This window comes from Bradyrhizobium sp. WYCCWR 12699 (assembly GCF_032144035.1).
Lineage (GTDB): Bacteria > Pseudomonadota > Alphaproteobacteria > Rhizobiales > Xanthobacteraceae > Bradyrhizobium.
In genome coordinates, this window is record NZ_JAVTJN010000039.1 from 1,161,955 (window position 1) to 1,174,107 (window position 12,153).

A 12,153-nucleotide genomic window follows, 5' to 3' on the forward strand; every position below is an offset into this window, starting at 1 on the left:
GGCCGCTGGCTCCATCAGACTTCGACGCGCTTGATCGCGAGCGACTTCAGATAGGCAGCCGGATTTTCGGGATCGAACACCTTGCCGTCGAAGAAGGTCTCCTTGCCACGCGAGGTGGAGGTTGGGATGTCGGCGGCGGCGACACCGAGCGTCTTGGCGGCCTCCTTCCAGAGGTCCTCGCGATTGACCTTGGCGATCAGCGCCTTGGTGTCGAAGCCAGGCTCGTACTTGCCCCAGCGGATGTCCTCGGTGAGGAACCAGAGGTCGTGGCTCTGGAACGGATAGGAGGCGTGATCGCGCCAGTACTTCATGATGTGCGGCGAGTTCTCGACCACCTTGCCGGGGATGCCGTAGTCGAACTTGCCTGCGCTGCGGTCGAGCACGTCCTCGACCGGGCAGTTCATCCACTGCCGCTTGCCCATGATGGCGGCAAGCTCCGCCTTGTTCTCGGCCTTGTCGGCCCATTGCTGGGCTTCCATCACCGCCATCAGCAGCGCCTTGGCGGCCTTCGGGTACTTGTCGACGAAGGCGGCGCGCATGCCGAAGGATTTTTCCGGATGTTTGTTCCAGAGCTCGCCGGTCGTGACAGCGGTATAGCCGATCTTCTGGTTGATCAGCTGCAGGTTCCAAGGCTCGCCGACGCAGAAGCAGTCCATGGTGCCGACCTTCATGTTGGCCACCATCTGCGGCGGCGGCACCACGATGGTCTCGATGTCCTTGTCGGGATCGATGCCGCCGGCGGCGAGCCAATAGCGGATCCAGAGATCGTGGGTGCCGCCGGGGAAGGTCATCGCAGCTTTCACGGCCTTGCCGGAAGCCTTCTTCTTCTCCAGCGCTGCCTTGAAGGGTGATGCGTCGACGCCGAGCTTGAGGTCGGCATACTCATTGGCGACCGAGATACACTGGCTGTCGAGATTGAGCCGCGCCAGGATGTACATCGGCGTCGGCTGGTTGTTCTGCGTCACCTTGCCGGCCGAGATCAGATACGGCATCGGCGTGAGGATATGCGCACCGTCGATGCCGTTGCCTTCCGAGCCGAGCACGAGATTGTCGCGCGTGGTGCCCCAGGAGGCCTGCTTCTGCACGTCGGTGTCGGGCATGCCGTATTTGGCGAACAGGCCCTTGTCCTTGGCGACGAAGAGCGGCCCGGCATCGGAGAGCGCGATGAAGCCGAGCTTGGCGCCCTTGACCTCAGGGCCTGCATCCTGCGCGAAGGCGCCGGCGGGGAAATTCAGTTTTGCTGCGGCGAGAAGTGCGGCGGTGGAGCCGGCGGCTTTCAACAATCGACGGCGGCTGAGGCCCGTCTCCGAGGGCCGGCGGGTGCGCTTGGTCATAGGCAGTGTCGTCCTTTGCATCGTTGCAGAATTGATTGGCGTCAGTGCACACGAGCAGCCCGTCCGTCCGGCGGCGCCGTCTTTGGCGCATGCGAACGCGCGACGGGGGAGACCCCCGTCTGGTGGCGTCGGCAAGTCGGATGAGAAGTCTCGCGGGACGGCTTCAATGGCGTCGGCCTGGAACTATTCAAGCTTCATGCCAAGGCCGGCATCGGGGAAACTATCGAAAAATCAGAATGTTGACGAAGCTGCGCCAGGCTGCCGCAGGCATGTTCCGCTTGCGAAATTCGCTGCCTGCTTAATACTTGTGCGCCGCACAAAGCTTGTGCAGCAGCTCATGCAAGAGGCCCCAGGGTTACCCCAGGATCCAGTCGGGCAAGGCATATCGCATTGATATCACCCCGTCTTTTCGACGCCGTCACGCGGCACGCAACTTGCATTTCCCTTGGCGTCAACGAAGACTGCGGCCTCGCCGCATTGTTGCAGCCTCTGGCGGCTGCATTTCCGGAAGCTCAACTGCTTCGCGGCCCTCGCCGGCTAAGTCCTCGTGACGCGATTCCCAAGGCTTCCAGACACCCATAGCCCTCGTGCGGCACGCCAGCCCCGCACGACCAACGACGTTCAGCCGCGCTCTCCCAGAGGGTGTGTCGATCTCACTTACGAAGCAAAGGAACCATTGATGTCGTATCTCGCGCCTTCGGAATTCGTCACCAAGATGGTGGATGCGGGCGAGTCCAAGATCTTCATGTCCACCCGGGATACCATCATCCGCGCCTATATGGCCGGCGCCATCCTGGCCTTGGCGGCTTGGTTCGCCGTCACGATCAACGTCAACACCGGCCAGCCGATCATCGGCGCATTGCTGTTTCCGGTCGGCTTCGTGATGCTTTATCTGCTGGGCTTCGACCTCTTGACCGGCGTGTTCGTGCTCTCGCCGCTCGCCCTGATCGACAAGCGCCCGGGCGTCACCTTTGGCGGCGTGCTGCGCAACTGGGGTCTGGTCTTCGTCGGCAATTTCGCCGGCGCCTTCACCGTGGCCTTCATGATGGCCTTCGTCACCACCTTCGGATTCACGCAGGCGCCCGACAAGGTCGGCGCGGCGATCGGCAACATCGGCGAGGGCCGAACGCTCGGCTACGCCGCGCACGGCGCGGCCGGCATGGCGACGCTGTTCATGCGCGGCATGCTCTGCAACTGGATGGTCTCCACCGGCGTCGTCGGCGCCATGATCTCGACGTCGGTCCCCGGCAAGGTCATCGCGATGTGGATGCCGATCCTGGTGTTCTTCTACATGGTGTTCGAGCATTCCGTCGTGAACATGTTCCTGTTCCCGTCGGGCCTGATGCTCCATGCGAAGTTCTCGATCATGGACTATCTGATCTGGAACGAGATCCCGACCGTGCTCGGCAACCTCGTCGGCGGCCTCGCCTTCACCGGCATGACGCTCTACGCCACGCATGTCATGACCAAGCCGAAGCGCCAGGTCGACAAGGCTGCGAAGCCCCGCGTCGCGGCCTGATCGAATACGTCTCGACAGGGGAGCCTCGCCCGAGCAGGGTGAGGCTCCCCTCTCATGGTGACGACGATGACCCGCGGACTCCTGATTTCGGTCGGCCAGCACTCCGACAAGGGTCGCAAGCCCGTCAACCAGGATTTCCACGGTGTCCTGATTCCCGAGGAGCCGCTGCTCGGCCTGAAGGGGATCGCCGCGGTTCTCGCCGACGGCATCTCGAGCAGCAGCGTGAGCCAGATCGCCAGCGAGTCGGCGGTCAAGAGCTTCCTGATGGACTATTACTGCACGTCGGAATCCTGGACGGTGAAGACGTCCGCGCGCCGCGTGCTCGATGCCACCAATTCCTGGCTGCACGCGCAGACGCGCAAGAGCCAATACGCCTATGACCGCGACAAGGGCTATGTCTGCACCCTCAGCGCCATGGTCATCAAGGCGACCACCGCGCACATCTTCCATGTCGGCGACTGCCGCATCTACCGCGTCGCCGGCAAGGCGCTGGAGCAGCTGACCGACGACCACCGCATCATCGTCTCGTCCGAGCAGACCTATCTCGGCCGCGCGCTCGGCATCAATCAGCAGCTCGAGATCGACTATCAGGCGTTCGAGGTCGAGGCCGGCGACACCTTCCTGCTGGCGACGGACGGCGCCTACGAATTCGTCGACGCGCGTTTCATCACGAGCGCGCTGAATGAGCACGCCGCCGAGCTCGACGGAGCGGCCAAGGCGATCGTCGAGGAAGCCTACCGGCGCGGCAGCGACGACAACATCACCGTCCAGATCATTCGCATCGATGCGGTGCCGCAGCGCGAGCCGGCCGGCATCTTCAATCAGACCTCGCAACTGCCGCTTCCCGCGCTGCCGGAGCCGCGCGCGTTGTTCGACGGCTATCGGATCGTCCGCGAGATCCACGGCAGCAGCCGCAGCCATATCTACCTTGCCGTCGACACCGAGACCGAGCAGCCGGTGGCGCTCAAGCTGCCGTCGGTCGATCTGCGCGACAACGCCGCCTATCTCAAGCGATTCCTGATGGAGGAATGGATCGCCCGCCGGATCGACAGCCCGCATGTGCTCAAGCCGCTGTCCCAGTCGCGGCGGCGCAGCTATCTCTACGTCGCGACCGAGTTCGTCGAGGGGCAGACGCTGAAGCAGTGGATGACCGACAATCCGCGCCCCGATCTCGAAACCGTGCGCGGCATCATTGAGCAGATCGCCGCGGGCTTGCGCGCCTTCCATCGCATGGAGATGCTGCACCAGGACCTCAGGCCCGACAACATCCTGATCGACAAGACCGGCACCGCGAAGATCATCGACTTCGGATCGGTCAGGGTCGCCGGCGTCGCCGAGGCCGCGCCGCCGGACGAATCCGACGAAATCCTGGGCACGGTGCAGTACACCGCGCCGGAATATTTTCTCGGGCAAGGCGGCTCGCCGCGCTCCGATATGTTCTCGCTGGCCGTGATCTGCTACCAGATGCTCACGGGAAAGCTGCCTTATGGCACCCACGTCGCCAGGATCCGCCGCAAGGCGGACGTGCGAAAGCTCAAATACCGTCCGGCCGACGACGACCGCAACGTGCCGGCCTGGGTCGACGGCGCGCTCCGCCGCGCGCTGCATCCCGATCCCTACAAGCGGCACGAGGATCTGTCCGAGTTCGTCTTCGAGCTGCGCACCCCCAACCCGGCCTATCTCGACACGCGGATCACGCCGCTGCTCGAGCGCAGCCCGCTGATGTTCTGGAAACTGACCTCGGCCGCGCTTGCCTGCGCGGTGGTCGTGCTGCTGGCGCTCTTGCACGCGCGCTGATCCGGGCTACCCGCTCACCACATGATCAGTGGCGAGCGATGCAGCCAGGCGCCAGCGCGCACCTGCTCGAGCAAGCCCTCAGGCCGAGGCCGTGATCTCGGCGACGAAGTCGCGATAGGAGCGCAAGGGACGTCCCAGGATGTCGGTCAGACGCTTGACGTCACCGGCTTCGGGGATCATCCCCTCCGTGACGAAGCGCTCGCTCATCACCCGCATGTCGAACGCCATCCAGCCGGGCATGAACTGCCTGAGATTCTTTTCGAATGCCGCGGCGTCGTCGCCGCCATAGGCGATCGAGCGTCCGAGCACGTCCGACCAGATCGCGGCCGCCTTGGCGCCAGTGATCGTATCGGGGCCAACGAGATTGATGCGCTCGATCGGAAGCGTCGCGGCGGACGTCTCGCGGCGGATCAATTCGATCGCCGCGATCTCACCGATATCGCGCGCGTCGATCATCGCGAGCCCCTTGCTGCCGATCGGCATGGGATAGACGCCATATCCGGTCACGGCATCCTTGATCATGAGCTCGTTGTTCATGAAATAGGCGGGGCGCAGGATGGTCGCATTGAAGCCCATTTGCTCGATCATCCGCTCGACACCGAACTTGCCGGCGAAGTGCGGAACGTTCACGTAGCGGTCGCTGTGAATGACCGACAGATAGACGAACCGTTCGATGCCGGCCTCGCGGGCAAGGTTGAGCGCCGTCAGCGCCTGGGTGAATTCATCGGGCACCACGGCGTTGAGCAGAAACAGCGTCGAAACGCCTGAGAACGCCGCGCGCAGGGAATCGACGTCCAGCAAGTCGCCCTGGGCGACGGCGACGCCTGCCGGGAAATTGGCCTTCGCGGGATTTCGGACCAGCACGCGCACATCGGCACCGCGCTTGACGAGCTGCTCGACGACGTGACGGCCGATCGTGCCGGTCGCGCCAGTAACGAGGATGGTCATGGGGATCACTCCGGTTTGGTTGAGACACTCGGAAATTAGTGATCCACATGTGGGCCGATAGACGCTATATCTGGACAGGCCGTCTCACTGGTGGAACAGATGGATTTGCTTGCGCTCGCCGACTTCAATCTCGTCGCCCGACACGGAGGGTTCGGAAAGGCCGCGCGCGCCGCGGGACGTCCGAAAGCGACCTTGTCCCGGCGCGTGTCGGAACTCGAGAGCAGCCTCGATTTGCGCCTTTTCGAGCGCGGCGGCCGCACGCTCAAGCTCACCCAGGAGGGACGCGCGCTGTACGAGCGGACGGGCGCGCTCCTCACCGAGCTCGACGAGGCGGCGGCGGCGATCGCCGCGGGCGGCGACAAGCCGAGAGGCAGATTGCGGATCAGCGCTCCCCTGCTCTTTTCGCAGACCGCGATGGGCCGGCTCGCGGCCGGCTTCGCGCTCAAGCATCCCGAAGTGAGGCTCGAGGTCACGACGGATGATCGCTACGTCGACATGATCGAGGAGGGTTTTGACCTCGCGATCAGGGTCAACCCCCATCCAGATGAAAGCCTGGTCGGCCGCATCTTCTTGCACGACCGCCTGGTGGTCGTGGCCAGTCCCAATCTCAAGCGACCGAAGGGCGATCTCGCCGTTCCTGTCGTCGTGCGCGGAGCGGACAACGAGGCTGCCGCCTGGAACATCAAGCGACCAAGCGGTACCTCGCGTCTCGCTGTCGACCCCGTTCTTCGACTGTCGTCGCTGATGATGGTTCGCGATGCTATTCGAGCCGGCGTCGGCGCTGCGCGGCTGCCCCTGTCACTGGTCAGCCACGACCTGGCCAGCGGCACGCTGCTACGCTGGGGCGACGTTGAGGGATCCGATATCGCCCTGTGGACGCTCTATCCCTCGCGGCGATTGCTGAGTGCTCGCGTCTCCGCTTTCCTCGATCATCTCAAGGAAGCATTTCCGAAGGGAACGCCCGACGAGTTGGCAGCCTACATCGGGGGATGAATCCGCGCCCTTACGCCGGCTCTCCGGCCTTCACGCCCAGCGGCTTCGGCGCCATGCCGCCACCGGGCTTGAGGTGGAATTCGTAAGACATCAAATGCCAGCGCCCGCTCGCCTTGGTACCGTCGGGCATCGTGGGGTCGGTGCGCGGCTCGACCTTGGCGACGAGATCGTCCTTCACGCCGAACACCACGTCGGAATCCAGATATTTGTCGCCGTCCATGAAGACGTGGGTGATCAGCGGCTCATAGCCTTTCGCATTCACCAGGAAATGCACATGCGCGGGGCGCATCGGATGGCGGCCCGTCTGCACGATCATCTCGCCGACCGGCCCGTCGGTCGGGATCGGGTAGCTGCATGGCAGGATGGTGCGGAAGACGAAGCGGCCGTCATCGTCGGTGATGAAGCGCGCCCGCGCCGAGGCGCCGACCTCGTCATAATTGGCCTTCTGGGAATCGTAGAAGCCGTCGTCATCGGCATGCCAGACGTCGACGGGCACGTTCGCGAGCGGCTTGCCCTTCAAATCCGTGACGCGGCTCTGCACGAACATCCGCTCGCCGGTCTGGTTGTTCGGCGAGATGTCGGTGCCGTGCGCCGTCACCTTGTGCTCGCCGACATAGAACGGGCCCAGCACGGTGGTCTGGGTGGCACCTTCGCGGTCGCGATGGTTGACCGCGTCGACCAGCATGGAGACGCCGAGCACGTCGGACAGGAGAATGAACTCCTGGCGGGTGTCGGTGCATTTCTGCCCGGTGCGGGTCAGGAAATCGATGGCGTAGTCCCATTCCTCGAACGTCAGGCCGGTCTTGCTCACGTAATCGTGCAGCGACTTCACCAATTCCTGGAGCAGGAATTTCGCGCGGGGATTGGGCGTGCTGTCGAAGCTCCTGACGACGGCTTCGGTGAGGTCAGTCTCGTTGAACTGGGTCATGATGGCTTGCCCTGTGTTTTTCTCGTTCGCCCCGGGGGCTCCTTGGAGGCGTTCCAGGGTCAGCCTACACCAGCCCGCCCCCCTGCGTTAAGCCAGAGCGGCTTGGAATGGGGCCGTCATTTGGCTATCAACGGAGCGACAAAACTGCCCGGAGGAACTGATGCTCGCGCCCACCCCCGCCTCGCCCGAATCCGTCGGCATGTCCAAGGCCGCGCTCGACCGCATCGATGGGCATCTCAAGAGCCGGTACATCGATGCCGGCCGCTTCCCGGGCACGCATCTTCTGGTCTATCGCCGCGGCAAGGTCGCGCACAGCTCGATCCAGGGCCTTGCCGATGTCGAGCGCAAGCTGCCGGTCAAGGACGACACCATCTACCGCATCTATTCCATGACCAAGCCGCTCACCAGCGTCGCCTTCATGATGCTGGTCGAGCAAGGCCTCGTCGCGATCGACGAACCCGTCGCCAAGTACATTCCGGAATGGAAGGATCTCGGCGTCTTCGTCGCCGGCACGTACCCGGCCTTCCTGACCCGGCCGCCGTCCCGGCCGATGCTGATCGTCGATCTCTTGCGCCATACCGCGGGCCTCACCTACGGCTTCCAGCAGCGCTCCAATGTCGACGCCGCCTACCGCACTGAAAAGATCGGCGAGGTCGAGAAGTCGGGCACGCTGCAGACCATGATCGAGGGTCTGGCGAAGATCCCGCTGGAATTCTCGCCGGGCGAAGCCTGGAACTACTCGGTCGCGACCGACGTGCTCGGTTATCTCGTCGGCAAAATCTCGGGCATGCCGTTCGAGCAATTCCTCAAACAACGCATCCTCGATCCGCTCGGCATGACCGACACCGATTTCCATGTGCCCGCTTCGAAGGCTCACCGCTTTGCTGCGTGCTATTCTGCCGACCCCGGCGGCGGCATGACGTTCCATGCCGGCCAGCGGCGCGAGGGCCTGACCCTGCAGGACGATCCGTCGACGAGCTCGTTCCTCACCCCGCCGTCCTTCATCTCGGGTGGCGGCGGCTTGTGCTCGACGGTCGCCGACTATCTCACCTTCTGCCGCGCGCTGCTGAATGGCGGCGAGCTCGGCGGTGTCAGGTTGATCGGACCGAAGACGCTGGCGTTGATGACGAGCAATCACATTCCGGGCGGACGCGCGCTGCCGGAGGTCTCCCGCTCGCTGTTTTCCGAAGCCGCCTATAACGGCATCGGCTTCGGCCTCGGCTTTGCCGTGACGATGCGCCCGGCCGAGACGCTGATCGCCGGCAGCCCCGGCGAATACAATTGGGGCGGCGCGGCCACCACCTCGTTCTGGATCGATCCGGCCGAGGAGCTGATTGCGATCTTCATGACGCAGGTGCTGCCGTCGAGCGCCTACCCGATCCGGCGCGAGCTGCGCAGCATGGTCTACGCCGCGATCACCGAGAGCAACCTGTAGCCAATTGCCTCGATCCCGCGGCCCTCGTCCGCGGGATCGCACTTTCAGAAGCTTATTTGCAGAAGCTCACTTGCAGAGGCTCATTTGAGCATTTGCGGCACGATCAGGCGCGGCAGGAACAGCGACACGCTGGGCCAGACGATGACGGCCGCCAGCACGAGCAGCATCGGGATCAGCATGATCACCGTGTCCTTCAGGGCATAGCGCAGCCGCACGCCCGCGATCGAACAGGCGATCATCAGACAAAGACCATAAGGCGGCGTCACCAGTCCGAAGGCCAGCGACACGATGGAAATGATCGCAAACTGGACCGGATGAAGATCGACCGATTTGGCGAGCGGCTCCAAAACGGTGCCGACGATGATGATGGCCGGGATGGCGTCGAGAAAGCAGCCCACCACCAGAAAGCAGAAGGAGATGAAGAAGCCGGCCGCAACGGCGCCCATGCCCCAGGTCGAGACATTGGCCAGGAGCTCCTGTGGGATCTTGTAGTAGGCGAGCAGCCAGCCGAACGCGCTGGCGGTGCCGACGCAGAACAGCGCCACGCCGGCAAGGCGCCCGGTGTCGAGCAGCGCCTTGTACAACTCGCGAATGCCAGTCTCGCGATAGAAGAATGCCGAGAGCGCCACGGAATAGAGCACGGCGACACAAGCCGACTCTGTCGCAGTGAACCAGCCGAGCAGAATGCCGCCCACGATGATGAACGGCGTCATCAGCGCAGGTATCGACTTCCAGATGGCGCAGCGCATCTCCACCCAGGTCGACTTTGGATAGGTCGGGTAGCCGCGTCGGACGGCGTAGACGTGCACCGTCGCCATCTGCGCGCCCGCGACCAGCAGACCCGGCACGATGCCGGCCAGATACATCGCCGCAATCGAGGTCGAGATCAGCCCGCCCCAGACGATCATGAGGATCGACGGCGGGATGATGACTGCCAGCACCGCGGAAACCGCGGTGATCGCGATCGAGAACGAAAGGTCGTAGCCCTCCTTGGTCTGGGCATCGATGAAGATTTTCGATTGGCTCGCCGCGTCTGCGGTCGACGAGCCCGAGATGCCTGCAAAGAACACCGACAGCACGACGTTGATCTGCGCGAGGGACCCCGGCCAATGCCCGACCATCGAGCGCGACAGCGTCACCAGACGGTCAGTGATGCCGCCGATGCTCATCAGGTTCGCCGTCAGCAGGAAGAACGGCACCGCCAGCAGGATGAAGGAATTGTAGGCATTGAAGGTCTCCTGCGCGAGCATCATCAGCGACAGGTGCGGCTCGATCAGCAGGATCGGCACGCAGGCGAAGCCAAGCGCGAAAGCGACCGGCACGCGCACGATGAGCAGGCCGACGAAGACCCCGAACAGCACCATCGCGGCCTGTCCGGCGGAGAGTACATTGCCGCTCATCGCCGTGCCCCGACCAGTACGCGCATTTCATCGACGATCTGTTCGCCCGCGAAGACAATCCACGTCACGCCGGCAACGGGCCATGCGACGTGAATCAGCCAGAGCGGCAGATCGGCCAGTTCCGACGTCCTGTTCCAGGCAAAGCGGGTGAACTCGATTCCGGCCGTTACGAACACCAGCGCCAGCGCCAGCACGCCGAGCCGCGCCAGGATCCGCACGGCAGCCTCCGATCGCCGCGACAGATCCGGCCACACGTCGACCTCGAAATGCTGCGCTTCGCGGACGCCGACCATGGCACCGATCATGATCGTCCAGATGAACAGGAAGCGCGCCATCTCCTCCGTCCAGATGTAGGACGGAATGAAGGGCGTGTAGCGCGAGATGATCTGCAGCGTGACCGGAACGACGAGGATGCCGACGCAGGCGGCCAACAGGAACTCCAGCAATTTCGCATAAGCCGCCGTAGCGCGGCGCCACAGCGACGGTGTGGACGGGACGGGCATTTCAGACATTGGGACTCCCAGCGGCAGCACATCCGCCACGTCCGGGCAAGAAGCGGGGCTTGCCCGGAGATGCTGTCGGCGGACGCAGAGATCTCAGACGACGTTGATCTTCTCGAAAATGCCTTCCGCGCCGATTTCCTTGGCGTAGGTGGCCATCACGGGGTCGGCGAGCTTCTTCATGGCGTCCCGCTCCTCGAAGGGAACGCGCTTGAGCTTGCCGGCCTTCTCGAGCGTGTCGAGCTTGACGACCTCTTCGCTCGACTCGAGCTGGCGGCCGTAATCGCCGGCCTCCTTGCCGGCCTTCATGATCGCGTCCTGCAGATCCTTCGGCAAGGTCTTCAGCGTCTTCACCGAGAAGCAGATCGGCCGGATCGACACGGCGTGCTGGGTCAGGCTGAGATGCGGAGCCACTTCGTAGAACTTCATCGCCTCGACGCCGGCCGCCTCGTTTTCGCCGGCGGCGATCACACCGTTCTGGATCGCGTTGTAGATCTCGTTATAGGCGATCACCGTCGGGCTCATGCCGACCGCCGCGAAGGTCTTCGACCAGATCGGTGCACCCTGCACGCGAACCTTGAGCCCCTTGAGATCGGCAAGGTTCTTGAGCGGCTTGTTGGCGAAGATGTTGCGGATGCCGCCGCCGGAATAGCCGATCAGGACCACCTCGGCCTTCGCCGCGACCTCGTCGGCGATCGGCGCCAGGATGTTGGCTTCGACCACCTTGTTCATGTGGTCGATGCCCTTGAACACGAAGGGCGCATCGATGAACGGGGCGGCCTTGGCGAAGGTCGACATATGGGCCGGCGAGACGATACCGTAATCGACCGCCTTTCCTTGCGACATGTACTCGAAATACTGCTTTTCGAGGCCGAGCGAGGAATTTCTGTGCAGGGTGAAATTGACGGGCTTGCCGTAATACTTCTTCACGAGCTCCTCGAACCGGAGCAGCGCCCGGTTGAAGGCGTGGTCGTCGTTGAACTGCACGGCTCCGTTGAGCGTGATCGGCGCTTGCGCCCTGAGGATCGACGGCATGCCGATCGTAGCCGCCGCAGTGGTCGCGCCGATACCAGCGAGAAATGATCTTCGCTTCATCGTCTCCCCTCCCTTTGATGCTCCGACCCTGTCGCCGGGGCGTGAGCGCAGCCGGTATGCGGCTTGCGAGGGCAAGCGTATGAAAAACCCCGGCCGGACGGAAGTCATTTCGCCTGCGTAGGAGCGACTCCTTCGTCGCAGGGCCACTGCTGCAGTGCAATCGGCCTCCAGCCGGCCTGCACTTCTGTCCCTCTCTTCAATACG

Annotated in this window: 10 protein-coding genes; 4 read left to right on the plus strand and 6 right to left on the minus strand. The window is 63.7% G+C overall.

What is annotated here, in order from left to right:
• Positions 1–14: 14 nt before the first annotated feature.
• Positions 15–1,334 carry a CmpA/NrtA family ABC transporter substrate-binding protein gene (locus tag RPS27_RS36090; RefSeq protein ID WP_211417844.1) on the minus strand — a complete coding sequence of 440 codons (1,320 nt, stop codon included), beginning with the start codon at positions 1,332–1,334 and terminating at the stop codon, positions 15–17.
• 679 nt (positions 1,335–2,013) lie between these two features.
• On the opposite strand from RPS27_RS36090, the gene RPS27_RS36095 reads away from it, so the two are divergent.
• Entirely contained in the window at positions 2,014–2,853 is an 840-nt protein-coding gene (locus tag RPS27_RS36095) for a formate/nitrite transporter family protein (protein ID WP_211417845.1), read from the plus strand.
• A gap of 66 nt (positions 2,854–2,919) precedes the next feature.
• Entirely contained in the window at positions 2,920–4,650 is a 1,731-nt protein-coding gene (locus tag RPS27_RS36100; RefSeq protein ID WP_212065360.1) for a bifunctional protein-serine/threonine kinase/phosphatase, read from the plus strand.
• A gap of 78 nt (positions 4,651–4,728) precedes the next feature.
• Here RPS27_RS36100 and RPS27_RS36105 read toward each other — a convergent pair whose 3' ends face one another.
• A complete protein-coding gene (locus RPS27_RS36105; protein ID WP_212065361.1) occupies positions 4,729–5,598 on the minus strand; it encodes an SDR family oxidoreductase in 870 nt (289 codons plus the stop codon).
• Positions 5,599–5,697: 99 nt separating this feature from the next.
• On the opposite strand from RPS27_RS36105, the gene RPS27_RS36110 reads away from it, so the two are divergent.
• Positions 5,698–6,591, plus strand: coding sequence for a LysR family transcriptional regulator (locus RPS27_RS36110; RefSeq protein WP_194406913.1), 894 nt, complete (start codon positions 5,698–5,700; stop codon positions 6,589–6,591).
• A 10-nt stretch (positions 6,592–6,601) separates the two neighbouring features.
• Here the strand turns inward: RPS27_RS36110 and RPS27_RS36115 are convergent, their stop codons facing one another.
• On the minus strand, positions 6,602–7,519 hold the full coding sequence (locus tag RPS27_RS36115; protein WP_212065362.1) for an intradiol ring-cleavage dioxygenase: 918 nt from the start codon (positions 7,517–7,519) through the stop codon (positions 6,602–6,604).
• A gap of 160 nt (positions 7,520–7,679) precedes the next feature.
• Here RPS27_RS36115 and RPS27_RS36120 point away from each other — a divergent pair, with 160 nt between their 5' ends.
• Complete coding sequence (locus tag RPS27_RS36120) at positions 7,680–8,954, plus strand: serine hydrolase (RefSeq protein ID WP_212065363.1); 1,275 nt, start codon at positions 7,680–7,682, stop codon at positions 8,952–8,954.
• A gap of 80 nt (positions 8,955–9,034) precedes the next feature.
• Here the strand turns inward: RPS27_RS36120 and RPS27_RS36125 are convergent, their stop codons facing one another.
• The 3 genes from RPS27_RS36125 to RPS27_RS36135 form a co-directional block, all read right to left on the minus strand.
• On the minus strand, positions 9,035–10,354 hold the full coding sequence (locus tag RPS27_RS36125) for a TRAP transporter large permease (RefSeq protein ID WP_212065364.1): 1,320 nt from the start codon (positions 10,352–10,354) through the stop codon (positions 9,035–9,037).
• The gene (locus RPS27_RS36130) at positions 10,351–10,866 is read right to left on the minus strand and encodes a TRAP transporter small permease (RefSeq protein ID WP_212065365.1); all 516 of its coding nucleotides are present in this window, start codon (positions 10,864–10,866) and stop codon (positions 10,351–10,353) included. The genes RPS27_RS36125 and RPS27_RS36130 overlap by 4 nt, the downstream gene beginning before the upstream one ends.
• Before the next feature lie 84 nt (positions 10,867–10,950).
• On the minus strand, positions 10,951–11,949 hold the full coding sequence (locus tag RPS27_RS36135) for a TRAP transporter substrate-binding protein (protein WP_211417850.1): 999 nt from the start codon (positions 11,947–11,949) through the stop codon (positions 10,951–10,953).
• Positions 11,950–12,153 lie beyond the last annotated feature (204 nt).

Excerpts from the sequence above, each read along its gene's own strand:
- RPS27_RS36090 (WP_211417844.1), bottom strand. The coding sequence starts at position 1,334 with ATGACCAAGCGCACCCGCCGGCCCTCGGAGACGGGCCTCAGCCGCCGT.
- RPS27_RS36095 (WP_211417845.1), top strand. The coding sequence starts at position 2,014 with ATGTCGTATCTCGCGCCTTCGGAATTCGTCACCAAGATGGTGGATGCG.
- RPS27_RS36100 (WP_212065360.1), top strand. The coding sequence starts at position 2,920 with ATGACCCGCGGACTCCTGATTTCGGTCGGCCAGCACTCCGACAAGGGT.
- RPS27_RS36105 (WP_212065361.1), bottom strand. The coding sequence starts at position 5,598 with ATGACCATCCTCGTTACTGGCGCGACCGGCACGATCGGCCGTCACGTC.
- RPS27_RS36110 (WP_194406913.1), top strand. The coding sequence starts at position 5,698 with ATGGATTTGCTTGCGCTCGCCGACTTCAATCTCGTCGCCCGACACGGA.
- RPS27_RS36115 (WP_212065362.1), bottom strand. The coding sequence starts at position 7,519 with ATGACCCAGTTCAACGAGACTGACCTCACCGAAGCCGTCGTCAGGAGC.
- RPS27_RS36120 (WP_212065363.1), top strand. The coding sequence starts at position 7,680 with ATGCTCGCGCCCACCCCCGCCTCGCCCGAATCCGTCGGCATGTCCAAG.
- RPS27_RS36125 (WP_212065364.1), bottom strand. The coding sequence starts at position 10,354 with ATGAGCGGCAATGTACTCTCCGCCGGACAGGCCGCGATGGTGCTGTTC.
- RPS27_RS36130 (WP_212065365.1), bottom strand. The coding sequence starts at position 10,866 with ATGTCTGAAATGCCCGTCCCGTCCACACCGTCGCTGTGGCGCCGCGCT.
- RPS27_RS36135 (WP_211417850.1), bottom strand. The coding sequence starts at position 11,949 with ATGAAGCGAAGATCATTTCTCGCTGGTATCGGCGCGACCACTGCGGCG.